This window comes from Streptomyces sp. NPDC088747 (genome assembly GCF_044751025.1).
In the GTDB taxonomy this organism is placed as follows: domain Bacteria; phylum Actinomycetota; class Actinomycetes; order Streptomycetales; family Streptomycetaceae; genus Streptomyces.
In genome coordinates, this window is record NZ_JBIVKZ010000003.1 from 445,939 (window position 1) to 470,456 (window position 24,518).

23 protein-coding genes are annotated in these 24,518 nt (G+C 71.1%); 11 read left to right on the top strand and 12 right to left on the bottom strand.

What is annotated here, in order from left to right; all coding sequences use genetic code 11:
• Nucleotides 1-4: 4 nt before the first annotated feature.
• The 3 genes from ACIP79_RS10370 (at nt 5) to ACIP79_RS10380 (ending at nt 3,581) form a co-directional block, all read left to right on the top strand.
• Nucleotides 5-520 (top strand): SigE family RNA polymerase sigma factor, encoded by a 516-nt coding sequence (locus ACIP79_RS10370; protein WP_401221778.1) that lies wholly within the window; start codon nt 5-7, stop codon nt 518-520.
• Between the two features lie 87 nt (nt 521-607).
• Nucleotides 608-1,894 carry a hypothetical protein gene (locus ACIP79_RS10375; protein WP_401221780.1) on the top strand — a complete coding sequence of 429 codons (1,287 nt, stop codon included), beginning with the start codon at nt 608-610 and terminating at the stop codon, nt 1,892-1,894.
• Nucleotides 1,895-2,213: 319 nt separating this feature from the next.
• The gene (locus ACIP79_RS10380; protein WP_401221782.1) at nt 2,214-3,581 is read left to right on the top strand and encodes a M14 family metallopeptidase; all 1,368 of its coding nucleotides are present in this window, start codon (nt 2,214-2,216) and stop codon (nt 3,579-3,581) included.
• A 93-nt stretch (nt 3,582-3,674) separates the two neighbouring features.
• On the opposite strand, the gene ACIP79_RS10385 is transcribed toward ACIP79_RS10380, so the two are convergent.
• From ACIP79_RS10385 to ACIP79_RS10405, 5 genes are all read right to left on the bottom strand, one after another.
• A complete protein-coding gene (locus ACIP79_RS10385) occupies nt 3,675-4,304 on the bottom strand; it encodes a hypothetical protein (RefSeq protein WP_401221784.1) in 630 nt (209 codons plus the stop codon).
• A gap of 81 nt (nt 4,305-4,385) precedes the next feature.
• A complete protein-coding gene (locus ACIP79_RS10390) occupies nt 4,386-5,870 on the bottom strand; it encodes a GntP family permease (protein ID WP_401221785.1) in 1,485 nt (494 codons plus the stop codon).
• Between the two features lie 160 nt (nt 5,871-6,030).
• On the bottom strand, nt 6,031-6,441 hold the full coding sequence (locus tag ACIP79_RS10395; protein ID WP_401221787.1) for a RidA family protein: 411 nt from the start codon (nt 6,439-6,441) through the stop codon (nt 6,031-6,033).
• A gap of 7 nt (nt 6,442-6,448) precedes the next feature.
• Nucleotides 6,449-7,216, bottom strand: coding sequence for an IclR family transcriptional regulator (locus ACIP79_RS10400; protein ID WP_401221788.1), 768 nt, complete (start codon nt 7,214-7,216; stop codon nt 6,449-6,451).
• On the bottom strand, nt 7,213-8,232 hold the full coding sequence (locus ACIP79_RS10405) for a sugar kinase (RefSeq protein WP_401221790.1): 1,020 nt from the start codon (nt 8,230-8,232) through the stop codon (nt 7,213-7,215). Before ACIP79_RS10405 ends, ACIP79_RS10400 begins: the two co-directional genes overlap by 4 nt.
• 148 nt (nt 8,233-8,380) lie before the next feature.
• Here ACIP79_RS10405 and ACIP79_RS10410 point away from each other — a divergent pair, with 148 nt between their 5' ends.
• Both ACIP79_RS10410 and ACIP79_RS10415 read left to right on the top strand, forming a co-directional pair.
• Entirely contained in the window at nt 8,381-9,658 is a 1,278-nt protein-coding gene (locus ACIP79_RS10410) for an amino acid deaminase (protein WP_401221792.1), read from the top strand.
• Between the two features lie 50 nt (nt 9,659-9,708).
• Complete coding sequence (locus tag ACIP79_RS10415) at nt 9,709-11,331, top strand: amidohydrolase family protein (protein WP_401221794.1); 1,623 nt, start codon at nt 9,709-9,711, stop codon at nt 11,329-11,331.
• Between the two features lie 28 nt (nt 11,332-11,359).
• On the opposite strand, the gene ACIP79_RS10420 is transcribed toward ACIP79_RS10415, so the two are convergent.
• A complete protein-coding gene (locus ACIP79_RS10420) occupies nt 11,360-12,235 on the bottom strand; it encodes a serine protease (protein WP_401221796.1) in 876 nt (291 codons plus the stop codon).
• A gap of 211 nt (nt 12,236-12,446) precedes the next feature.
• On the opposite strand from ACIP79_RS10420, the gene ACIP79_RS10425 reads away from it, so the two are divergent.
• From ACIP79_RS10425 to ACIP79_RS10450, 6 genes are all read left to right on the top strand, one after another.
• Nucleotides 12,447-13,658 (top strand): pyridoxal phosphate-dependent aminotransferase, encoded by a 1,212-nt coding sequence (locus tag ACIP79_RS10425; RefSeq protein ID WP_383680848.1) that lies wholly within the window; start codon nt 12,447-12,449, stop codon nt 13,656-13,658.
• Between the two features lie 147 nt (nt 13,659-13,805).
• Nucleotides 13,806-14,222 carry a hypothetical protein gene (locus tag ACIP79_RS10430; RefSeq protein WP_401221798.1) on the top strand — a complete coding sequence of 139 codons (417 nt, stop codon included), beginning with the start codon at nt 13,806-13,808 and terminating at the stop codon, nt 14,220-14,222.
• Nucleotides 14,223-14,559: 337 nt separating this feature from the next.
• Complete coding sequence (locus ACIP79_RS10435; RefSeq protein WP_401221800.1) at nt 14,560-15,633, top strand: substrate-binding domain-containing protein; 1,074 nt, start codon at nt 14,560-14,562, stop codon at nt 15,631-15,633.
• Nucleotides 15,634-15,645: 12 nt separating this feature from the next.
• Nucleotides 15,646-16,821, top strand: a complete 1,176-nt coding sequence (locus ACIP79_RS10440) for a toxic anion resistance protein (protein ID WP_401221801.1) — start codon at nt 15,646-15,648, stop codon at nt 16,819-16,821.
• Nucleotides 16,818-18,368: a substrate-binding domain-containing protein gene (locus ACIP79_RS10445; RefSeq protein ID WP_401221802.1), complete on the top strand. Its 1,551-nt coding sequence runs from the start codon at nt 16,818-16,820 to the stop codon at nt 18,366-18,368. Before ACIP79_RS10440 ends, ACIP79_RS10445 begins: the two co-directional genes overlap by 4 nt.
• A complete protein-coding gene (locus tag ACIP79_RS10450) occupies nt 18,355-18,963 on the top strand; it encodes a hypothetical protein (protein WP_401221803.1) in 609 nt (202 codons plus the stop codon). The genes ACIP79_RS10445 and ACIP79_RS10450 overlap by 14 nt, the downstream gene beginning before the upstream one ends.
• A 32-nt stretch (nt 18,964-18,995) precedes the next feature.
• On the opposite strand, the gene ACIP79_RS10455 is transcribed toward ACIP79_RS10450, so the two are convergent.
• The 6 genes from ACIP79_RS10455 to ACIP79_RS10480 form a co-directional block, all read right to left on the bottom strand.
• Nucleotides 18,996-20,153: a hypothetical protein gene (locus ACIP79_RS10455; RefSeq protein WP_387187528.1), complete on the bottom strand. Its 1,158-nt coding sequence runs from the start codon at nt 20,151-20,153 to the stop codon at nt 18,996-18,998.
• Nucleotides 20,150-20,950 (bottom strand): PP2C family serine/threonine-protein phosphatase, encoded by an 801-nt coding sequence (locus ACIP79_RS10460; protein ID WP_401221806.1) that lies wholly within the window; start codon nt 20,948-20,950, stop codon nt 20,150-20,152. The genes ACIP79_RS10455 and ACIP79_RS10460 overlap by 4 nt, the downstream gene beginning before the upstream one ends.
• Nucleotides 20,951-20,953: 3 nt before the next feature.
• Nucleotides 20,954-21,715 carry a hypothetical protein gene (locus ACIP79_RS10465; RefSeq protein ID WP_383680862.1) on the bottom strand — a complete coding sequence of 254 codons (762 nt, stop codon included), beginning with the start codon at nt 21,713-21,715 and terminating at the stop codon, nt 20,954-20,956.
• An 80-nt stretch (nt 21,716-21,795) separates the two neighbouring features.
• A complete protein-coding gene (locus ACIP79_RS10470) occupies nt 21,796-22,782 on the bottom strand; it encodes a hypothetical protein (protein WP_401221807.1) in 987 nt (328 codons plus the stop codon).
• A gap of 92 nt (nt 22,783-22,874) precedes the next feature.
• Nucleotides 22,875-23,351 (bottom strand): hypothetical protein, encoded by a 477-nt coding sequence (locus tag ACIP79_RS10475; RefSeq protein ID WP_401221808.1) that lies wholly within the window; start codon nt 23,349-23,351, stop codon nt 22,875-22,877.
• The gene (locus ACIP79_RS10480) at nt 23,338-24,345 is read right to left on the bottom strand and encodes a serine/threonine-protein kinase (protein ID WP_401221809.1); all 1,008 of its coding nucleotides are present in this window, start codon (nt 24,343-24,345) and stop codon (nt 23,338-23,340) included. The genes ACIP79_RS10475 and ACIP79_RS10480 overlap by 14 nt, the downstream gene beginning before the upstream one ends.
• Nucleotides 24,346-24,518 lie beyond the last annotated feature (173 nt).

Sequence of the window (24,518 nt, forward strand, 5' to 3'; positions counted from 1 at the left end):
GCGGATGAGACAGGGCCGGGCGGAGGGCTACCAGGAGTTCGCCGCGGCGCGAGCGGGTCACATGTACCGCTCCGCGTGCCTGCTCACCGGCGGGGACACCCATCTCGCCGAGGACCTGGTGCAGGAGTCGCTCGGCCGGCTGTACGTCAGCTGGCACCGGGTCTCCCGGGCCGACAACCCCGCCGGCTACGCCCAGACCGTCCTCACCCGTACCTTCCTCGCGCACCAGCGGCGGCGCAGCAGCGGGGAGCGCGCCACCGACGTGCTCCCCGACGTCCCCGACCCGCGGTCGGCCGCCACCGACACGTCACTGCGGCTCACCCTGGTCGAGGCGCTCGGCCGGCTGTCCGCCAAGGACCGGGCGGTGGTCGTGCTGCGCTACTGGGAGGACCGCAGCGTGGAGGAGACCGCCGACGCGATGAACGTCACCTCGGCCGCGGTGCGCACCCGCTGCGTCCGTGCCCTGGCCCGGCTGCGCGTCCTGCTCGGCGACGCCCTCGACGAGTACGCCACCTCCTGAACCGGCACCACCCCCCCTGCTCTCACGCACCGACTCGTCCACCGACCGACTCACACACTCATCGACCCCCGGAGAGGGTGGTTCGTCATGCCCGTTGAAGACCCAGAGGAGCGCTTCGAGGACCGGATCGGCGTGGCGCTGCGCCGGGCGGGCGGCTCCTACGACACGGACCGGAGCGCGCTGGCCGCCGCCGGAGAGGTGCGCGGGCGCAGGCTCCTGCACCGTCGCCGGGCGGTCGTCGTCGGCAGTGTGGCGGGGGTCGCGCTGGCGGGACTCGGCGGTGCGCTGTTCGTCCCCACCGATGGCGGCGAGCGCGAGGACGGCCGGCGCTCCGTGGCGGCGAGCGCGCGGACCTCGCCGGACACCTCGCCGAACACCTCGCCCGGGACCTGGCCGGAGACCGGGCCGATCTCCGGTGACGAACTCGTCGCCGCCCTCCAGTCGCTGCTGCCCGAGGGCGAGTTCAGCGGCCAGGAGTCGCGGGGCACCGACGAGCCGCTGCCGCCGTTCGCCCACGTCGTGTACGACGACGGCGGGGGCAGAGCGGCCGTCGCCCTCAGCCTCGCCCAGGTCACCCCGGGCGGTTCAGCGGCCCAGGACGCGACCGCGTGCCCCGACAAGGCGCTGGTGCCCTACGACAGTTGCGTGACGAGCGAGCTGTCGGACGGCTCGGCGCTCAGGCTCTTCCAGGGCTACGAGTATCCCGACCGGCGGGTGGACACGAAGCGGTGGAGCGCCGACCTGGTCACTCCGCAGGGGCAGCACGTCGGCGTGCAGGAGTGGAACGCCCCGGCCGAGAAGGGCGAGCCGGTCAGCAGGGACGAACCGCCGCTGACCACCGCCCAGTTGCAGGACCTGGTCACCGACGGACAGTGGCGCACGGCCGCCGACCGGATCAGCGCGGAGCCGGGGAAGCCGACGGTGAGTCCCGGGACGCCGGACGTCGGCATCGACGGCGAGAAGATCCTCTCGACGCTGACCTCCCTGCTCCCCGAGGGCGTCGAGGTCGTCTCGTCGGGCGGCCAGGAGACCGAGTACGCCTATGTCGTCGTCGACGACGGAAAAGGGAAGAGCATGGTCCAGATCAATGTCCAGAACGACATGTCGGATGTCGAGGACGAGCTCTTCGGCGCCGACGCCAGGACGCTGCCCGACGGCACCAAGGTCGTCACGCGCGAGGGTCTCGGCGAGAAGAGCGGCTCGGGGGTCGTCATGCGGACCGCCGACACCATCAGGCCCGACGGCAGGCGGGTGGTGGTCAGCGCGTTCAACACCGGCGGCCTGGAGGACGACGCGACACGCGAGGCTCCGGCGCTCACGCTCGGGCAGCTGGAGGGAATCGCCACGGACGGAAGGTGGCTGACGATCGACTGATCCGGGCCGGGCGGCGGACCGCCCCGCGAATCGGGCCCCGGCGGGTGAGCGTGCCGCCGGGGCCCGAGGTGTACGCGCGTATACGGTCCCCCGTATCCGGGCCGCGCGGTCCGGCCGCGTGCGTCGTGCTCCCCCTCCCCCCGGCCCATTTTTCGGCCGATTCCCGTTGCCGAACCTTGGGAGAGTCTTGACCTGACCATGCCAGCCCTCCACGATGAGCGCCACACCCGCACCAGGCACGTCGCACGGATCCACCCCCCACCGCTCCACTCCCTTCGTTCCGGAGATCCCGGAACGCCCGGAGAAACAAGGAGACTTCATGCGACTTCGCATCCGCGGCAGCGGCGCCGGACCCACCGGGAACAGACGCCGACGCCGTACCGCCGCCTTCGCCACGCTGCTGGCGATCGCGCTCGCGGCCCCCCTCACGGCCACGGCCACCAACGCCACGGCCGACGGCGCCAAGGCCCCCACGGCCGAGGCGGACCCCGTCCGCCAGTACGAGGTGCACACGCACTCGGACGTCAAGTCCCGTACGGCCATCCAGCAGACCGGCGTGACCGTCGACGAGGTCGACCAGCACGGACTGGTCGTATCCGGACGCACGGACCAGGTCAAGAAGCTGCGCTCGCTCGGCTACGAGGTCTCGCTGCTCGGCTCGGCGCCGGACCGCTCCAGCGCCGCCGACGTCGGGGTTCTCGACTTCCCCTCGGCCGACTCGGGCTACCACAACTACGCGGAGATGACGAGCGACATCAGCTCCGTCATCGCGCAGTACCCGTCCCTGGTGAGCCAGCGGGTCATCGGCACCTCGTACCAGGGCCGGAACATCGTCGCCCTCAAGATCAGCGACAACGTCGGTACGGACGAGGCCGAGCCCGAGGTGCTGTTCACCCACCACCAGCACGCCCGCGAGCACCTCACCGTCGAGATGGCCCTCTATCTCCTGAAGGAGCTGACCTCCGACTACGGCACGGACTCCCGTGTCACCAGCATGGTCAACTCCCGTGAGATCTGGATCATCCCGGATCTCAACCCGGACGGCGGCGAGTACGACATCGCCAGCGGCGCCTACCGCTCGTGGCGCAAGAACCGCCAGCCCAACTCCGGTTCCTCGTACGTCGGTACGGACCTCAACCGCAACTGGAACTACCAGTTCGGCTGCTGTGGCGGCTCGTCCGGGTCGACCTCCTCGGAGACCTACCGCGGCGCGTCACCCGAGTCGGCCCCCGAGGTCAAGGTCGTCGCGAACTTCGTACGCAGCCGGGTCGTCGGCGGCACCCAGCAGATCAAGGCGGGCGTCGACTTCCACACGTACAGCCAACTGGTGCTGTGGCCCTACGGCTACACGACCGCCAACACCGCGCCCGGCATGACGCTCGACGACCGCAACGCCTTCGCCGCGGTCGGCGGGAAGATGGCCGCGAGCAACGGCTACACGCCCGAGCAGGCCAGTGATCTCTACATCACCGACGGCTCGATCGACGACTGGCTGTGGGGCAACCAGAAGATCTTCGCGTACACCTTCGAGATGTACCCGTCGTCGGCCTCCGGCGGCGGCTTCTACCCGCCCGACGAGGTCATCGTCCGGGAGACGTCCCGGAACCGGGACGCGGTGCTGCAACTCCTGGAGAACTCCGACTGCATGTACCGCTCGATCGGCAAGCAGGCGCAGTACTGCGCGTGAGCGCTCCGCTTCGTTCACGGGTGAATGAACGAACCTGAGGTTGTCGGGGAACTGCGGGCCGTACGTAGCTGGTCGCGCAGTTCCCCGCGCCCCCTACGGGGCGCTCTCCTCCATGTCGGTTTCCTCTGCGCCCTCTTCGAAGTAGGCGTCGAGGACCTCGTCGAGTTCGGTCTCCCACTCCTTGAAGCGGGACCGGGCCTTCGCCTCGATCTCGATCGGGTACCAGCGGCGGTCCGGCGTGTGCACCGTGACCGTGAACCGCTTCCCGAAGCGCGGCGACTCCGTCTCGACCGCGCCGATCTCGTCCCAGCGGAACTCCGCCTGCTGGTCGTCCAGCCGCAGGTGTACGCCGGTGTGGTCGGCCTTGATCGAGGCGCGCCGGTCGGAGGCCTCGAAGACGGGGCCGTCGGCGTCCGCGTCGGCTTCTTCCGCCGCCTCGGCCTCCGTCCCGGTCCCAGCGGCCTTCCCGGACTCGTCGTCGTCCTCGGATTCGGCGTCCTCGGAGACGGCCGCCTCCTCGGAGACGGCTTCCTCCGAGGACGCCTCCTCGGTCTCGGCGTCCTCGGCGTCCGCGGGACCGGCGTCCTCGACCACCGAGTCCTCGGTCTCCGAGTCCTTGGCGGCCGGGGCCGCGGGCACGGGTGCCGTGAGCCCGGGGACGTACGCCGGGTCGACCGCGGCGGCATCCAGGGGCTGGCTCTTCGAACCTATGCGCTGCTCCACAGCGCGAAGTATGGTCGAAGATCCTGTGTCAGGAACAGTCGGCCCCTACATAGCTGCACGGCCGTTATACGAAACCGGCCCTTATACGAACAGGCTCAGGACCGCCGCCACCGCGAACCCCGCGACGGACAGCACCGACTCCAGGACCGTCCAGGACTTCAGGGTGTCGCGCTCGCTGATGCCGAAGTACTTCGCCACCATCCAGAAGCCGCCGTCGTTGACGTGCGAGGCAAAGATCGAGCCCGCCGAGATCGCCATGATCACCAGGGCGACGAAGGGCTGGGAGTGGTCGCCCTCGGCGAGCAGCGGCGCCACGATGCCGGCCGTCGTGACGATGGCGACGGTGGCCGAGCCCTGGGCGACGCGCAGGACGACGGAGATCAGGTAGGCGAGGACGAGCACCGGCAGGCCGACGTCGTTGAAGGTGTCGGAGAGCGCCTGGGCGACGCCGCTGGCCTTGAGCACGGCGCCGAAGATGCCGCCCGCGCCGACCACGAGCAGGATGTTGCCGACCGGCTTGAGGGACGAAGTGGACACCCGCTCAAGGGACTTGCGGGACCAGCCGCGCCGGATGCCGAGCAGGTAGTAGGCGAGCAGCAGGGCGATGGTGAGGGCGACGAAGGGGCTGCCGAAGAACTCGATCACCGAGCGGAGGGTGGAGGGGTCGAGCGCGATCGAGGAGAACGTGGCGGCCAGGATCAGCACCAGCGGCGTACCTATGATGCCGAGGACGGTGCCCAGCGGTACCGGGCTCTCGCGCGGCTCGACTCCGGAGGCCCGCTGCTCCTCCCGTACGGCCAGCTTCGCCTCCTCGGCGGCCTCGACCATGTCCTGCGGTACGGCGACGAAGATCCGCTTGCCGATCCAGGCGGAGAAGACCCAGGCGGCGAGCACGGCGGGCAGTCCGCAGACGATGCCCATGAGGATGACCCAGCCGAGGTCGACGTGCAGGAGGCCCGCCGCGGCGACCGGGCCAGGGTGCGGCGGCAGGAACGCGTGGGTCATCGACAGGCCCGCGAGCAGCGGCATGCAGTAGAGCAGGATCGACTTGCCGGAGCGCTTGGCGGCGGCGTACACGATCGGCGCGAGGACGAAGATGCCGACGTCGAAGAAGACCGGGATACCGAAGATCAGGCCGGTGAGGCCCATCGCGAGCGGTGCGCGCTTCTCGCCGAAGAGGTTGAGCAGCCGGGAGGCCAACACCTCGGCGCCGCCGCTGACTTCGAGGATCGCGCCGAGCATGGTGCCCAGCCCGATGATGATCGCGACATGGCCGAGGATGCCGCCCATGCCGGACTCGATGACGGAGACGGCCGTGGACCGCTGGACCGTGCCGAAGAGTTCGGTCACCGAGAGGCCGGCCGACAGGCCGACGGCTATGGAGACGGCGAGCAGTGCCACGAAGGGCTGGAGTCTGAGCTTGATGATCAGGACGAGCAGGAGGGCGATTCCGAGGGCTGCGACGGTGAGCAGTCCCGCGGTGCCGTCGATGAGGAGGAGCAGGCCGCCGGTGTGGGGTGGGGTCTCGGGTACGGCGGGTGTCGCCGCGAGCGGTGAGGAGAGCAAGGGGGACCTCTTCTTGGGGGCATCGTCGGGGGTCTGGGTTGTCCCCTGTCGGGTGCGGCCGGGCAGGGGGTATCGCGGTACGGCGCCCCAGGGATGACGGGCGCCGCACCGTGACGACGTACGGGGTGCGGGAGAGGTGGAGAGGACGCGGGCCGGCGTGTCAGCCGAGTACGGCCAGGGCGTCGATCTCGATGAGGAGCCCGGCGGGCAGGCCGACGTAGACCGTCGTGCGGGCGGCGGGGGGCGCGGTGAGGCCCTGCTCCTCGAAGTAGGTGTTGTAGATGCCGTTCATCTCGGCGAAGTGGTCGACGTCCGTGAGGTAGACGCGGATCATCATCACGTCGTCCCAGCTCGCGCCGCCCTCTTCGAGGATCGACTTGACGTTGGCGAGGGTCTGGAGGGTCTGCTCGCGCAGGGTGGGGCCGGCCGGTGTGGGCGGCTGCCCCTCGACGGCCGGGAGGAAGCCGACCTGCCCGGCGACCTGGAGGATGTTCCCCTTCCTCACGCCGTGCGAGAACCGGGCGGGCGGCGTGGTGTGGGTCTTGGGGGTGAGGGCTGTCTTCTCGGTCATGCCGTGCTCATTCCTTCGGGGCTTCCTTGGCGGGGGACTTGCCGGAGTACTCGCGGCTGATGGCGTCGGTGGTACGGCGCACCAGCGGGAGCAGCGTGAGGAGTTCGTCGGCGGTGACGACGACGTTGGGGGCGGAGACGGACATCGCGGCGACGACCCGGCCGTCGGTGCCGCGGATCGGTGCGGCCACGCAGTTGATGGACTCCTCGTGGCCGCCGAGGTCGGTGGCCCAGCCCTGTTCGCGCACCGTCGCCAGCTCCTTGAGGAAGGCGGGGGCGTTGGGGATCGAACGGGCCGTGTACATGGGGTAGTCGAGCCTGTCGGCGAGGGCGCGCCGGTCGGGCTCGGGCAGGTCGGCGAGGAGCAGCTTCGCGACGGCGGCGACGGTGATGGCGACGGGCTTGCCGATCCGCGAGTACATCCGGACCGGGTACCGGCTCTCCACCTTGTCGATGTAGAGGACCTCGTTCTCCTCGTGCACGGCGAGGTGGACGGTGTGCCCGCACTGCTCGTTCAGCCGTACGAGGTGGGGGTGGGCGATCTCCCGGATGTCCAGGTTCTCCACCGCCTCCTGGGCGAGGGCGAAGAGGCGGGCGCCGAGGCGGTAGCGCTGGTCGGACTGGCGGTAGACGAGGCCGTGTTCATGGAGCGTGCGCAGCAGGCGCAGCGCCGTGGACTTGTGCACGCCGAGCCGGTCGGCGACCTGCCCGAGGTCGGCGGGGCCCTCGGCGAGCAGCGGCAGGATGCTCAGCGCTCGGTCGACGGTCTGGCTCATGGGGTACGTACCTCCTCGTCGGCCCGCGTGTCGGCTTCGGTCCAGCCGGGGCCGAGTCGAAGTGTCTCCCACGCCCGGTCGTCCAGAGCGGCCAGCCGGTCGGCGTGGTCGCGGGACGGCGGCGCCGCCAGGTCGCCGGGGACGGTGAGGGCGGCGGCGGCCATGAGGTGCCCGTGCCGGAGCCGGTCGCTGGCGGGGAGCCCGCGCAGGGTCGCGGAGAGGAAACCGGCGGCGAAGGCGTCTCCCGCGCCGACGGGGGCGACGACGTCCACGTGGACGGAGGGGACGAAGGTGACGTGGCCGCCGTCGAAGAGGGTGGCGCCGCGGACGCCCTGTTTGACGACCAGGGTGCGGGGTTCGGGCAGCGCGGCGCGGATCGCGTCGGGGCCGCCGGTGACGCCCCAGGCGTCCTCGGCCTCGTCCTCGCCGACGAAGACGAGGTCGCTGCCGCGGGCCAGTTCCCGCAGGACGGGGCCGGGTTCCCGGCGGTCCCAGAGGTTGGCCCGGTGGTTGATGTCGAAGGAGACGAGGGGGCGGCCGGGGCGCTGTGCGGTCAGTTCGCGCAGCAGGGCCAGGCAGTCGGCGGAGAGCGCGGCGGTGATGCCGGAGAGGTGCAGCACCCGGGCGGACCCGATGGCTTCCAGGTCCGTGTTGTCGGCGGTCATCGCGGAGGCGGCCGAGCCGGCCCGGTAGTACGCCACCTCGTGCGCGTCGGTCGCCCGGTCGCCCGCCGTACGGAAGTAGATGCCCGTCGGACGCGCGGAATCCCGTCGTACGCCGGAGGTGTCCACGCCGTAGGAGGCGATCGCCTCCACCAGGTGATCGCCGAACCCGTCCGCGCCGACCCTGCTGACCCACTGCACGGAGTGCCCCGCGGCGGCGAGCACACAGGCGACGTTCGACTCCGCGCCGCCGATCCCCCGGGCGAAGGAGGGGACGTCGGCGAGGCGTCCGGGCCGGGAGGGAAGGAACGTGACCATGGACTCGCCGAGCGCTACGACTTCGAAGGCGGTCACGATGGCTGGGCCCCTTGCTCTCTCGGACAACGGCATCGGCACCGTTGACCCTGCGTTGGCTGGGATGTTAGACAGCAGTAAGCGACATACGCAATGACCGTTGCATACAGCGCAACGGACTGTCTCATCAGGGAAACAAGGAGGCCCCATGGGCGCCGACACCGCCGCCGCACGGCTCACCGCACTCTCGGCGGACCGCGTCGACCTCCGCTTCAAGGGCCTCCCCCCGGACGCCGACGGCCTGACCGTGGGGGAGCTCGCCGCCCAGCGCCGCAACCTCTTCACGGACGGCTTCACCACCCCCGTCCTCGCCCTCTCCGCCGAGCGCCTGAACCACAACCTCGCGCTGATGGAGACGTACGCGACCCGCCACCACCTCGCCTTCGCCCCGCACGGCAAGACCTCGATGGCCCCGCAGCTCTTCCAGCGGCAGATCGAGCACGGCGCCTGGGGCATCACCCTCGCGGTCCCCCACCAGGTGCGGGTGGCAAGGGAGTTCGGCATCGACCGGATCTTCCTCGCCAACGAACTCGTCGACGCGCCCGCCCTGCGCTGGATCGCCTCCGAGCTCGCGGCGGACCCCGACTTCCGCTTCGTCTGTTACGTCGACTCCGTGGCCGGTGTGGAGCTGATGGACGCGGCGCTGCGGGGCGGCACCCGGCCGGTGGACGTCGTCGTGGAACTCGCGGCCGGTGAGGGCGCCCGAACCGGCGTCCGCACCGAGGAGGAGTGCGCGGCGGTCGCGGACGCGGTGGCCGGGGCGGCGACGCTGCGGCTGGCGGGCGTGGCGGGGTACGAGGGCGAGGTGCCGCGGGCCGACCCCGAGCGGGTGCGGGCGTGGCTGCGCCGGCTCACCTCGCTGGCGGCCGACTTCGACAAGGCGGGCCGGTTCGCGGGGCTCGACGAGATCGTGGTGAGCGCGGGCGGCAGCGCCTGGTTCGACGCGGTGGCCGACGTGTTCGCGGAGATCCCCGAACTCTCCCTGCCCGTACTGAAGTTGCTTCGCTCAGGCGCCTACGTCTCGCACGACGACGGCCACTACCGCAAGCTCACGCCCTTCACCCGGGTCCCCGAGGAGGGCGCGCTGCACCCCGCCTTCCGGCTGTGGGCCCAGGTCGTCTCCCGGCCCTCCCCCGGCCAGGCATTCGTCAACGCGGGCAAGCGGGACGCGGCCTACGACCTGGATCTGCCGGAGGCGCAGGTGATCCGGCGCGACGGCACCGACCGTCCGGCGGCCGGGGTCACCGTCACCGGGCTCTCCGACCAGCACGGCTGGCTCACCACGACGCCGGAGGCGGACGTCCGGGTCGGCGACTGGCTGGGCATGGGGCTGTCCCACCCCTGCACGTCCTTCGACAAGTGGCAGCTGATCCCGCTGGTGGAGGCGGACGGCACGGTCGTCGACTACATCCGTACGTTCTTCTAGACATCACGGGACCAGGCTTCTAGAAACCACGAGACCAGGAGACCGCTGTGATGGATCTCGTCATCCGCGACGCCGACGTCGTCGACGGCACCGGGGACCCCTCCTACCGCGCCGACGTGGGCATCGAGAACGGTGTGATCACCACGGTGGTCAGGGAGGGCGCCGCGGCCGGCTGTCTGCGCCCGGTGGCCCGCCGCGTCCTGGACGCCGAGGGCCTCGTCCTGTCCCCCGGGTTCATCGACATGCACGCGCACAGCGATCTCGCGCTGCTCCGCGACCCGGACCACAGCGCGAAGGCCGCGCAGGGGGTCACCCTCGAAGTCATCGGCCAGGACGGTCTGTCGTACGCCCCGGTCGACGACCGCACGCTCGCCGAGGTCCGCCGGTCGATCACCGGCTGGAACGGCGACGGCGCGGACATCGACTTCGACTGGCGGTCGGTGGGCGAGTACCTGGACCGGCTCGACCACGGCTTCGACGGGCAGGGCATCGCGGTGAACGCCGCCTACCTGATCCCGCAGGGCACCGTACGGATGCTCGCCGTCGGCTGGGAGGACCGGCCGGCGACGCCCCGGGAGCTGGACCGGATGCGGGATCTGGTGGCCACCGGCATGCGCGAGGGCGCCGTCGGCATGTCGTCCGGGCTGACGTACACCCCCGGCATGTACGCCAAGGACGCCGAACTCACCGAACTGTGCCGGGTGGTGGCCGAGCACGGCGGCTACTACTGCCCGCACCACCGCTCCTACGGCGCGGGCGCCCTGCGCGCGTACGAGGAGATGGTCGCCCTCACCCGCGAGGCGGGCTGCCCGCTCCACCTCGCCCACGCGACCATGAACTTCGGCGTGAACAAGGGGAAGGCCCCGGACCTGCTGGCCCTCCTGGACAGGTCGCTCGACGAGGGCGCCGACATCACCCTCGACACCTATCCGTACACACCCGGCTGCACAACCCTGGTGGCGATGCTGCCCAGTTGGGCGAGCGAGGGCGGCCCCGAGGCGATCCTGGGCCGCCTCAGGGACGACGGGACGGCCGAGCGCGTCCGGCACCACATGGAGGTCGTGGGCGCGGACGGCTGCCACGGCGTGCCCATCGAGTGGGACACGATCGAGATCTCGGGAGTGACCGACCCCGCGCTCGCGCCCTACGTGGGCAGCACCGTCCAGGCGTCCGCGGACCGGCTCGGCGAGGCCCCCTGGGTCACCGCCCGCCGGCTGCTGATCGCCGACGGCCTCGGCTCGACGATCCTCCAGCACGTCGGCCACGAGGAGAACGTCCGCGCGATCATGCGGCACCGGGTGCACACCGGCGGCTCGGACGGCATCCTGCGGGGCGACAAACCGCACCCGCGCGCGTACGGCACCTTCCCGCACTATCTGGGCCGGTACGTGCGGGAGTTGGGCGTCCTCTCGCTGGAGGAGTGCGTCGCCCACCTCACCTCCCGGCCCGCGGCCCGGCTACGGCTGCCCGACCGCGGCCTCGTCCGTGAGGGCCACCGCGCCGACCTGGTCCTCTTCGACCCGGCCACGGTGGCGGCGGGGTCCACCTTCGACGCCCCGCGCACCCTGCCCACCGGCATTCCGCACGTCCTCATCGACGGGCGCTTCGTGATCGAGGACGGGCGCAGGACGGACGTACTGGCGGGACGGTCGGTCCGCGGGACTCCCGCCTAGGCCCTGTCGTCCGCCCTGCGCTCACCGGCTACGGCCTGGGCAGAGTGCACCCGGCGCGGGTCAGGTCCAGCTTGTTGTCGAGACCGAAGCACGGCACGATCTGGTAGGTCTCCTGGGCGTAGTTGATGCCCTGGCGGACGGTGATGTTGCCGCTCGCGTCGACCTCACAGGGGTTGTTGACGGTGCAGCTCGCGCCGTCCTCGTTCCCGGTGTTGTTGACGGCGACGACCTTGCCGGTGGCGTTGTCGATCACGGGCGAGCCCGACGTGCCGCCGATGGTGTCGCAGGCGGAGGTGTAGCGGACCGAGTCCTTCCAGGTCCAGCCGCCCTCCTTCAGGCGGTACACGAATCCGTCGACGTTGCAGGTGTAGATCCGCTTCCAGTACCCGGAGACGACCTTGATGGCGGTGCCCGCCGTGGGGTGCGCGGCGTCCAGCGTCAGGGCGCTGATGCCGTACGAGCTCTGGATCTGCGCGTACGTGCTGGTGAGCTGGTAGATCGAGACGTCGGTGTCGGTCATCGTCCCGTACGCGATCTTGCCGGCGCGCAGGGTGGCGACCCGCGTACCGGCGGAGTTGAGCAGGCCGAAGGTGCGGGTGGACGCCCGGTCGACGATGACCTGGCCGGCCGTCGGCATACCGGTCTCCAGGCAGTGGCCGTTGGACAGCACCAGGGCCGGGTCGTCGGCCTCGGAGGCGGGCATGCGGACGAGCGAGCCGCTGCAGTTGCTGAGCGCGACGGTGCCGGCGAAGTCGACGGCCTGGACGGCGGGAGCGGCGGCGCTCTCCGCGGAGGCGGGCGCCGTCACGGACTTCGGCTGGGTAGCCGGTGCCGCGACCGCGGGTGCCGCGCCCGCCCCGGCGATCACCAGGGCGAAGAGCGCGGCGACGAGAGGCTTTCTCATGTGGGGTCCCCTCTTGCGACGTGGGTGACCGGAGGTCTTCCGGTCACCTTCTGTTTTGTCATGCGCATTGTGAAGGGAGTGCCCGGGGGCGACAAGGAGCTGTTTCCGGCCTGAGTTCGCATCCCAGGTCGGCCAAAGCAGAACAAAACACCCGTCTCACGTGGTGGAAAACACCCACCGCCCGGCGTTACCCGGCCGTAAGCTCACGGACATGCAGGTGATCCAGTCGACCAAGCTCGCCAACGTCTGTTACGAGATCCGGGGACCGGTGCTCGAGGAGGCGATGCGGCTGGAAGCGGCAGGGCATCGGATTCTCAAGCTGAACACCGGGAATCCGGCGGCGTTCGGCTTCGAGTGCCCGCCCGAGATCCTTGAGGACATCCTGCGGAACGTGTCCTCGGCGCACGGCTACGGCGACGCCAAGGGCCTGCTCGCGGCGCGCCGGGCGGTCGTGATGCACAACCAGACCCTGGGCATCGAGACCGACGTCGAGCACGTCTTCATCGGCAACGGCGTGTCCGAGCTGATCGTGATGGCGATGCAGGGGCTGCTCGACGACGGCGACGAGGTGCTCGTACCGGCGCCGGACTATCCGCTGTGGACCGCGGCGGTGTCCCTGTCCGGCGGCACGGCGGTGCACTACCGCTGCGACGAGCAGTCGGACTGGATGCCCGACCTCGCGGACGTGGAGCGGAAGGTCACCGACCGCACCAAGGCCATCGTGATCATCAACCCGAACAACCCCACGGGCGCCGTGTACGACGACGCGATGCTGCGCGGGCTCACCGACATCGCCCGCCGCCACAACCTGCTGGTCTGCTCCGACGAGATCTACGACAAGATCCTTTACGACGGCGCCACGCACACCTCGACCGCCAGGATCGCCCCGGATCTGCTGACGCTCACCTTCAACGGCATGTCGAAGGCCTACCGGGTGGCCGGGTACCGGGTGGGCTGGATGGCGATCTCGGGGCCGCGCGCGCACGCCGACTCCTATATCGAGGGGCTGACGATCCTCGCGAACATGCGGCTGTGCGCGAACATGCCGGGGCAGCACGGGGTGGTCGCCGCGCTGAGCGGGCGGCAGACCATCAACGACCTGGTGCTGCCCGGCGGGCGGCTCAAGGAACAGCGGGACGTGGCGTACGACCTGCTGACGCGGATCCCCGGCGTGAGCTGCGTGAAGCCGAAGGGGGCGCTGTATCTCTTCCCGCGCCTGGACCCGAAGGTCTTCAAGGTCAAGGACGACCGGCAGCTCGTGCTCGACCTGCTGCGGCGCGAGAAGATCATGGTCGTCCAGGGGACGGGCTTCAACTGGCCCGAGCCGGACCACTTCCGCGTGGTCACCCTGCCGACGGTCGGGGACCTGACCGACGCGGTGACCCGGATCGGGAACTTCCTGGACGGCTACGGCCAGCCGTGACGGATCACGTCGGGCCGCCGCGGGACATCGCCGTACGCACCGGCCGGTCACTCTGCGCGCACACTTCGACCAGTTCTGCGACCTGGCTCAACTTTAGACCGATTCCAAGCTAGGATGGTTTCCTGTCAGAGCACAGGAGGCCGTTCCATGTACGAACCGATCCGCACGAAGTCGGTCCACTCGACGGCCGGCGCCACCTCCGACTTCCCCCATCGGTCGCGCGAGGAGGAGCTGGACATCCAGCTCGCCGGTCATCTCGCGGCACTGCTCGCGGTGACCGACGAGATTCGCGCGACCGCGCCGTCCGACGACCTGGACGCGGCGGCCGAGCGGCTCGCCTCGCAGGTCGCCCGGCTGCGGGACGGAGTGACGCCGGTCCGGTCCTCGGTGGCCGACCACCACGATTCACGGCTGGTCGCCCTGCACCAGCGCGCGTACGCCCTCGCGGGCCGCGCACTCGTCGTCGCGGCCTCCCGCGCCGACACCGCCGCCGCGATCCTCGCCGCCGAACGCATGGACGCCCACGCGTCCGCGACCGCGCCGCGACCGCTCGCCGCCCACTGAGCCCGCGGGCTCCCCTGTACGGCCCCGGCCCGCGCGCACCGCAGCGACGTGCGGGCCGGGTGCCACTGCACTGCGTTCGCTTTGGCGTGGTTGCGCTGCCGTCGGCTTCTGAGGGACTCCCGATTCCGGGGGGCACGGTTGCTCGGCACCGCCGGGTCGCGCCGTCGCGGCTGAGCGCCGTCGCGGCGGAAGGAAACGGCTCCTGCGGAGCCGTCGCCGGAAACGAGTGTCCCCGTAGCGGGGTGATCCGTTCCGGTTGCGTACCGGGACCCCGTCGTCACCCCGTGTTCATCCCGGGCCGGGGGGAATGTTGGAGTCCGGGAGCACGCTCACGGGTGTGAAACGCATCGCAGGAATCGTCCTGGCGGTGCTGCTGATCGGCGGAGTGGTAGCAGCCGTCGTCGCAGGCCGCGAAGGTCAGGACAAGGGCACGGCAACGAAGACCGTGCGAGGAGTGATCGGATCGGAGAAGGCGGAGTTCTTCGCCGATCCCGACGTGGTGAAGGCCCTCGCTGCCAAGGGCTACACCGTGAAGACGGAGGCCTCCGGGTCCTGGGCGATGGACAGCCTGGACCTCAAGGGGTACGACTTCGCCTTCCCTTCCAGCCAGGCGCCGGCCGACGAGCTGGCCGACAAGTACCACGTACAGAAGCCCCTCCCCCGGCCCTTCTACTCACCCCTCGTCGTCGTGGCCCACCGCAACGCCGCCGAGGTACTCCAGCAGAACGGCCTGGCGAAGCTCGACAAGGCCACCGGCACCCTCACGATGTCCGCCTACCTCAGGGCGGCGAAGGCGGACCGGACCTGGCAGCAGCTCAAGGGCGCCGAGAAGTACGGCGAGTTGTCGGGGACGCTCTTCATCGCCACCACCAACCCCGAGACCTCCAACTCCGGAGCCCTCTACCTCGCAGCCGCCTCCTACGTCGCCGACGGCGGACGCGTCGCGGCCGACAGCACCGCCGTCACCCGCACCGCGCCCCTGATGCACAAGCTGATCAGCGTCCAGGGCCAGCAACAGAGCAGCACCGACGCGACGTTCAGGGACTTCATCAGCGGCGCGGGCAACCCGCTCGTCCTGGTGTACGAGTCCCAGGTCGCCTCCCTGCTCGTCCGGGGCGAGGACGTCGACGACCTGACCGTGCTCTACCCGGACACCACGGCGAACAGCGACCACACCGTCGTCCCGCTCACGCCCGAGGGCCGCGCGCTCGGCGAACTCCTCGGCACGGACCCGACGTTGCGCAAGCTCGCCGTCCGGCACGGATTCCGGCCGCAGGGCGAGAGCACCGAGTTCACGGCGGCGACCGCCGCGCAGACGAGGTACGTCAACCAGAAGCTCACCGGCGTCCGGCAGGCGCCCGTGCCCGCCTCGAAGGTGCTGCACGAGATGGCAGTCCGGGCCGGGAGCTAGGGGGAAGCAGCCATGACCACAGAACCGAACACCTTGACCCTCACACCGCCAGGGGCCGTCGCCCCGGTGCCCCGCGAGAGGGCCGCCGGGCTCGTCCCGGTCGACCCGGCCGTGCACGAGGACATGGCGCGCCGCGCCGCCGAGTACGTCGGCGGGCTGGCCGTACTGGACGCCCGTTCCCCCGAGTTCGCCGGAAAGGTCGGCGAGATCGCGGGCCTGGGCGCGGGCGAGATGCGGGGCGCCGCCGCGCAGTCCAACCGCATGCTGGAGCGCACCGTCCGCAGCCTCCCCGGCAGGGGCGGGGACGCCCAGTCGCACGTGGCGGGCTCGCTCGTCGAACTGCGCCGCGTGGTCGAGGACCTGGACCCGCGCGACCTGCCCGCGGGCAAGGGCCGCAAGCTCCTGTCCCGGCTCCCCGGCGGCAACAGACTGCGTGACCACGTCGCCAAGTACGCCTCCGCACAGGGCACGTTGAACAGGATCGTGGGCTCGCTGCGCGGCGGCCAGGACGAACTACGCCGGGACAACGCGGCGTTGCAGACCGAGCGGGTCCGCCTCTGGGAGACGATGGGCAAGCTCCAGGAGTACGTCGTCCTCACCCAGGCCCTGGACAGGGCGATCGAGGAACACGTGGCGGGCGTGGAGGCGGGCGACCCGGCGCAGGCCGACACCCTGCGCGCCGACGTCCTCTTCCCCGTCCGCCAGAAGCACCAGGACCTGCTGACGCAACTGGCCGTGTGCGCCCAGGGATACCTGGCCATGGACGTCGTACGCCGCAACAACGAGGAACTGATCAAGGGCGTCGACCGGGCCGCGACCACGACCGTCTCCGCGCTGCGCATCTCCGTGATGCTCGCCTCCGCGCTCGACAACCAGCGCAAGGTCGTCGACCAGGTCAACGCGTTGCGCGGCACGACCGAGGACCTGATCCGCGGCAACGCCGAGATGCTCGCCACCCAGAGCGGCGAGATCCAGCGCATCGCCGCCGACCCGGCCGTCGGCGCGGAGACCCTGCGCAACGCCTTCCAGCAGATCTACCGCACCCTCGACGCGATCGACACGTACAAGGTGCAGGCCACCGAGGCCATGGCCGTGACCGTCGAGTCGCTCACCTCAGAACTCCAGCACGCCAGCGCGTACCTGGATCGCAGCCGCGCGCAGAGCGCCCTGGAAGGCGGAACCACATGAGACGACGACGTGCCCTCGCCGTGCTGGGCATGGCGGCCCTGCTCGCCGTGTCGGCCTGTACGGCGGGGAGTTCGCCGGAGCCCGAGGGGCCGGCGGCGCCGACACCCGGCACCCTCCGGGTCCTGGCGTCCAGTGAACTCAGTGACATGAAGCCGGTGTTGGAGAAGATCCAGCAGGAAACCGGCATCACGGTGAAGGCCACCTACACCGGCACCCTCGCCGCCGTGGACCTGCTCGCCGCGGGCAAGGTGGACGGCTCCTACGACGCCCTGTGGCTGTCCTCCAACGACTATCTGCGGCTGCGCCCCGACGCGGCCAGGAAGGTCGTCTCCGAGACGTCGATCATGTCCAGCCCGGTGGCCATCGGCGTCAAGCCGGCGACGGTGAGCGAGCTGGGCTGGAACCCGGGTGACGTCACCTGGTCGCAGGTCGAGAAGGCGGTGACGGAGGGCAGGCTGACGTACGGCATGACCGATCCCGCCCGCTCCAACTCCGGTTTCTCCACGCTGGTCTCGGTGGCCTCGGGCATCTCGGGGGCACAGTCGGCGCTGACCGACGCGGACGTGGACGAGGCGACCCCGCAGCTGCGGGAGTTCTTCAAGGGGCAGAAGCTGACGTCCGGTTCCTCGGGCTGGCTGGCGACCGCCTACGAGCACCGCGGCACCGTGGACGCCCTGCTCAACTACGAGTCGGTCCTCAAGGGCATGAAGGGCCTCACCGTCATCCGGCCGAGCGACGGCGTGGTGACCGCCGACTACCCGCTGACCTCCCTCGCCTCCTCCGGCAAGGACACCCGCGAGACCGTCCGCCGCCTCACCGAGGCCCTGCGCGCCCCGGACGCCCAGCGGCAGATCACCGAGCGGACCCTGCGCCGTCCGGTCGTCGCCTCCGTCGCCCCGGCGACCGGCCTCGACACCACCCGCAGGCGCGAACTGCCCTTCCCCGGCAGCCAGTCCGTCGCCGACGGCCTCCTCGACGCCTACGAGAACAAGCTCCGCCGACCGTCCCGGACCGTGTACGTCCTGGACACCTCGGGCTCGATGAGCGAGGACGGCAGGCTCGACCAGCTCAAGGCGGCGCTCACCGCGCTGACCAGCGACTTCCGCGACCGCGAGGAAGTGACCCTGATGCCGTTCGGCTCGGCGGTCAAGAGCGTCCGCACACACGTGGTGAAGCCCGAGGATCCGCAGACCGGGCTCGACGGGATCCGCAAGGACACCCGCGCGCTCACCGCCGAGGGAGACACCGCGATCTTCACCTCGCTGGAGAAGGCGTACGAGTACCTGGGCGCCGACGACGACAGCTTCACGTCGATCGTGCTGATGACGGACGGCGAGAACACGACGGGTGAGAGCGCGGCCGAGTTCGACGACTTCTACGCCGGACTCCCGGCCCAGGAACGGGAGATCCCGGTCTTCCCGATCCTCTTCGGCGACTCCGACCGCGGCGAGTTGCAGGGCATCGCCGAGCTGACCGGCGGCCGTCTCTTCGACGCCCAGAAGGGCTCGCTGGACGGCGCCTTCGAGGAGATCCGTGGCTACCAATAGGTTCCTGGGCTATCTGGAGTCCCGCAAGAACCTCGCGGGGAGCGCGGGCGGGATCGCCGGGCTCGCCCTGACCTTCACGGGGGTGGCGGGCCCGTACTGGCCCGCCGTCGTCGTCGGCCTGTACGGCGCGGGCGCCCTGATCGCCCCGCCGGAACGCCCGCCGCTGCCCGACTTCCCCGACCCCTCCGCCCAACTCGACGAGCTGCGGACCGACTTCGGGAAGCTGCGCGAGTACCTGGACGGCATCGAACTGCCGCCCGCGGCGGCCGGCCGGCTCACCGAACTGACCGAGCTGCTGACCGCGCTGCTGGATCCCGGCTGGGTCGCCGAGGTGCTCGCCCAGGACCCGGAGGGCGTGCACGCCCTGTCCCGTGCCGTACGGCAGGACGTTCCCGAGGCCGTCGACACCTTCGTACGGACGCGGTGGTGGAACCGGATGACACCCGGCACCGAACCGCCGGAACGCCACCTGGAGCGCCAGCTCTCCCTGCTGCACGAGGAGTCGGAGCGGCTGGCGGCACAGCTGCGGGAGACGGAGGCGCGACGGCAGGAGTCGCACACGCGCTATCTGGAGGACCGGGGACGCTCGCAGTGACGGCCGCCGCCCCGCGCTCGCGGTGACGGCCCTCAGCCGCCCGCGCTCGCCGCGATGACCACCAGGATCACCACCAGCAGGACCAGCAGCGCGACCTTCAGGGCCGGGGGCCACGGCGTCCCCGCCTCCGGAGGCGGCGGGGGCACCGGGACCGGCGCCGGACCGTTGAAGACGTCGTGCCCCGTGACCGCGGCCCGGGTGCACCACGGGCAGGACGGCAGATGGGATCCGTAGGCGTGCAGCGGGCGGATCGGACAGACCCGGACGAGCGCGCGCTCCCTGTCCAGGGCCCGCAGCCAGGCCTCCGCCTGAGGGCGCGCGGCGGGGTCCTGCACACCGGGGCCGAAGGCGGCGCGGGAGAGGCCGAGGAGTTCCGGGGGCAGCACCGAGGGGTCGACGGTGCCGCGCGGGATGACCACCCGCTCCGGGCGTACGACGTAGGAGCAGCTCGCGGCGATGTTGTCCTTGACGGTCGACTCGGAGGCGCTTTCGTGCGGGACGCCGCCGAAGGGGTGGTTGCCGGCCGTGAGCAGTTGGTAGACGAGGACGGCGAGTGCGAAGTCGTCGGTGGCGCGGGTCGCGGGGCCGCCGGACTGCCGTTCGGGGGACGAGTAGTCGGTGGTGTGCATCAGGCAGGGGAAGAGCTCCCCGCTCACCGGGTCGGTGAAGGCGATGGAGTCGCAGTCGAGGAAGGTGACGAAGCCGTGGCCGTCGACGACGACGTTGCTGCTGGAGAAGTCGCCGATGACGAGATCGTCGTAGTGCATACGGGCCGTCATGAAGGCGAGGTTCCAGGAGACGCCCAGCAGGAACCGCCAGTCGGCCCGGTCGGGAAAGAGCTTGAGGCGCTGGGCGCGGGTGAACAGGCCCACCAGCTGGACGTGTTGGGGTTCGCCGAAGCGGCGCATGGCGTAGCCGAGGAACTCGCCGCGGGGGCCGCGGGCGAGCGCGGTGGGCCAGGCCAGTTCGGGCGGCTGGGAGGCGTTGGTGGGGCGGGCGGCGAGCGGTGACATGGTCAGCATGCGGGTCAGCCGGCGCTCCTGTTCGGGGCCGGGCGGCTCGCGGTAGAGCTTGACGACGATGCCGTCGTCGCCGACGACCGGGTAGACGGCCGCCTGCCCGCCGCCCTTCAGCGGCAGTTCCGCCAGGGTGACGGGCTTCCCGTCCAGGAACACCGTGAGCCCGCTCATGGCCGCGCCCTGCGCACGGCCCGCAGCAGTGTCTTGTCGTCGGCGTTCAGGGCGGTGAGCCGGTCCGACCTCAGCAGGGCGGCGAGTCCCTCGTGGGCGTCGTCGGTGACCGTGTCGAGGGACTTGAACACGGCGTCGGCGAAGGACGCGTTCGGCGTCTGGGCGGTGCCGGACGCGGCCCGGGTGAGCGCGGCCTGCACAAGTCCGTCGGTGGACAGCAGCACGCCGTCGATCCCGTCGTCGGCCACACAGTCGGTGTGCACCCAGCGCGCCGCGTCCGGCGAGGTGAGGAAGACCGTCTCGTTGCTGTACTCGCTGGCCGCCCGCGGCTGCGGCAGCAGATGGAACTGCCGCTCACCGTCCTCCGTACCGGCCCGCAGTACGACGAAGCCGTCGCCGACGGTGAGCTGGCCGAGCCAGCCCGGGGCGAGCACCACGACGGTGAGCGTGGTGGCGAAGTCGGCGGAGTCGGGTCCCGTGGTGTCCAGGAACATCTTGCTGACGTCGTGGAAGGCGTCCTCCAGCAGTTCGTGGACGGCCTCCCCCGGGCCGCGGTCCCGTGCCGTGCCGGCCCGCCGCGTGAAGTGCTCGACGGCCAGCCGCACCGCGAGCTTCGACCCCTCCTCCGAGCGCGGGCGGCTGCCCGCGCCGTCCGCGACCGCGAGCACCGCCACGTGCTGCGACACCTGGTACGCGCAGGCGTCCTGGCAGGGCAGGCCCTGGCGGCGGTGGCGGTAGCCCTCGACGCTCATGCCATGGACGCGCCACGGGGAGTCCGGCTGCTCCGCTCCGGCCATCGGTCAGGATTCCCAGGCCGGACGCTGCGTCTTGAACTGGCTGAAGATCTTCTCGAAGACCTCGTCGCCCGCCCCCTTCTGCTCGGCGTTCGCGCTCGCCGACATCATCTGGAGCAGTTCACGGAAGGGGAATCCCTGGAGCCGGGCGTTGAACTTCGGGGCGAACGCCTGGAGCACCTGCTCGCCCCGGTCGGTGATGCCGCCCACCCCGATCGCGTACAGCCGGAAGCGGCGGGCGCTCTGCTCGTCGGCGAGGACCGGGATCAACCGGTGCCAGGAGTCGCTGAGATGGCCGGTGCCGTCGGTCGGCAGGCCGTCGGTGACCAGGCAGATCTGCGGCCGGTAGTACTGGAGCCCGGAGGCCCGCAGCTCGGCCTTGCGGGCCGCGACGATGTGCATCGACAGCTCGACCGCCTCGGTCATCAGGGTCACTCCGGCGGCGGTGAGCCGCGGCGGGCTGAACATGTGGGCGGGCACGAAGGGGCTCACCGGCGCGCGGGCGTCCAGGAGTTGGGGCCCGCGCCAGGCGCCGACGCCCTGGCCGCCGAAGGTGACGAGGGCGACCTCGACGCTGTAGCTGAGGCTGACGTCGTCGTGCAGTTCGCGGGTCCACTCCATGAGCGCGTTGTTGAGCGTCTGGATGGGCTGTCCCGCCATGGAGCTGGAGGTGTCGAGGCAGAGCACGAGCGGGAGTCTCTGCGCGTTGTTCTCGAACTCGATGTCGGCGTACTCCGCCGGCATGGTGGGCGGGTATTCGCTGGGCATCTCGGTGTCTCTTCTCCGGGTCTCAGGGTCTCAGGGTCTGCGGGCACTGGGCGCCGTCGGGCGCCCAGGGGTGCGGCGGGTCAGGTGCGGGTGCCTTTGGCGTGCCGCCCGCTGGTGGGCGGGAAGGCGTACAGGACGTCGGAGTCGCGCTCGCGGGCTTCCGTGACGTCGACGAGCGCGCCCGGGGCGGGCGGCGGGCGGCCCGGCTCGGCCCATACGGCCCGGTACAGCACGCGGTCGAGTTCGACGTAGCCCTGCGGGTGCAGTTCGGTCCGGACGACGGCGGACTTCGCGGGGCCGGGTACGTTGCCCACCCGGCGTCCGTAGCGGGGAGCGGGCGTGGTCCGCAGCCGGGTGGTCTCCTCGTCGGCCGCGCGGCCGGGTGCCGTGGGGACCGGTCCCGCGCCGGCCGTGGCGAGGGCGGGGCGGGTCTGGTGGCCCGCCCTGGAGGAGCGGCGGACGATCAGTACGAGGGCGGTGAGCAGGGCCAGCAGCAGGGCTCCCACGACGGCGATGAGGAGGGTGTCGCGGCCGGAGGACTCCTCGGCGGCGACGGTGTAGGTGTGTTTGGCGCGGAAGGTGGCCGGGGCCTCGGCGATCAACTGCTCGCCGGTGAGCGACTTCTCGGCGAGCCTGTCGCAGACGTCGAGGATCTCCTTGAGGGAGCCGGTGGGGTCGGCGTTCGCCGAGTCGCAGGCGGGCAGGCCCTCTTGGTGCTCCCGCGGGAGCCTGTCGATGGTGGCGTCCGGTGCCACCCAGCCGGTCCCCGCCAGCAGGAGCAGTGCCGTCCCGCCCGCCCCGGTCCTGGCGCCCTTGGGCACCTCGACCACGAGGTTCTCGCGCTTGTCCCACAGGGTCCGCTCGAAGGCCCCGACGTCGGCGGCCTCGGCGTCGAAGGGCACCCGGCTGTCCAGGGTGACCAGGACGCCGTGCTCGTCGATCTCGCCGGACCAGCATTCGAGCCGGTCCTTGAGATTCCGGCCGCAGGTGTCGGCCGCCGCCGTCCCCGCGGGAAGCAGGGCGACGAGCATTCCGACAAGCACCGCGAAAAACAGCGAACGCCTCATGGCAACCCCCCGTGGCCTAAAAGGCACTCGCCCATAGTGGGGGCAACGGGCGTGCGCCCGAAAGGGGTTTGGGCACACCACGGGTTTCACTTCTACAACTTGAACACCTGATGGCAGCGCGTGAACATCTGCCTCGCCCGTTCCACCCAATCACTGGCCAGAGCATCGAAATCTGTTTGCGTCATCCGGCAGGTCAGCGGCAGATCGCAGACCCCGGCGAGACACGGCCGCGGCCCCCGTACGTCCCACACGGAAAGCATGGGATTCAGCTGTTCGGTATTCCACGCGTTCGACGCCGCTGCGGCGACGGCCAGTTGGTCCTGGCGCAGATAATGACCATCGGTCGCGAAGGCGACCAGAAGCCTTTTGGTGGTCATGAATCGCACGGTGACCATGCGGCCCGTCTCCTGGAGATCAAATTGCATGGAAACGGAAACGGTGTCGGTCATGGTGTGGTAATTCCGTCCGGCCACCCAGCTCTGCACCATCTGCCGCCAGTGCGTGCCGATTTCGAGCACCTCGGGCTCCCGGCCGGGGAAGCGGGTGGGCGAGGAGTCAGGCGTCGCCACGGCCCACCGCCTCGGCAACCATCGCGTCGGTCAGCCCGGCGTCCAGCAGCGTCTGGGCGTGCAGCAGCAGACAGGAGGGCACCGACACGCTCGCGCCGCCGCCGCGGCCGGTGACCGCGGCCCTTCTGCGGTCGGCGAGGTCGCTGGTGCGCACCTTGATGCTGTGCGCCACGGTGGGCGGCGGCCAGGGCGCCGGTTTCGGCGTCTCCTCAAGCAACGCGCCGAGCAGTTCGGCCAGTTGGGGCCGGTCCTCGGGCCGCTTGGCCAGACAGCGGGCGATCAGGTCGCGCGTTCCGGGCGGCACGGCGTCGAGTTCGGGTTCGCTCCGTACGACCCGGAAGCGCACGGCGTCCCCGCTCCCGAACGGCGCCCGGCCCGTCAGGGCGAACACCAGCACCCCGCCGAGGGAGAACACATCGCTCGGCGGGCCCACCCGCTCCGCCTTGATCTGCTCGGGCGACATGAACGGCGGGGTGCCGACCACGATGCCGGTCTGGGTGAGCCCGGGTACGCCGTCGACGCGCGAGATCCCGAAGTCGATGACGCGCGGACCGTCGGAGGCCAGCAGCACGTTCGCCGGTTTCAGGTCCCGGTGCACGACCCGGGCGGCGTGGATGGCCTGGAGCGCCTCGACCAGGCCCGCGCCCAGTTGCCGTACCTGTGCTTCGGGCAGGGGCCCGTCGGTGCGGACCGCCTCGGCGAGCGAGGGACCCGGCACGTACATCGTCGCCAGCCAGGGCAGTTCGGCCTCGGTGTCGGCGTCGACCACGGCCGCGGTGTAGGCGCCGCTCACCACCCGGGCCGCCGCGACCTCGCGGGCGAACCGCTCCCGGAACTCCCCCTCCGCCGCCAGCTCGGCCCGCACCACCTTGACGGCGACCTCACGGCCGGCCGGCGAACGGCCCAGGTACACCCAGCCCATGCCGCCGGAGCCCAGCCGGCCGACTATGCGGTACGGCCCGATCTTCAGGGGATCGCTGACCGGTGTGCGCACCCCGCTCACCTCGTTCCGGGGTTCGTTTCGGGGTTCGTTGCGAGTTGCCCCGAGTGTCCCGCGAAATACCGGTCGAGACGGAGTCGTTGCGGAAAATTACGGCGCCGCCGGTGAGGGAGTACGCGGGAAGGGGAGGGGCCCCGCACGTCGTTGTGCGGGGCCCCTCCCCTTCC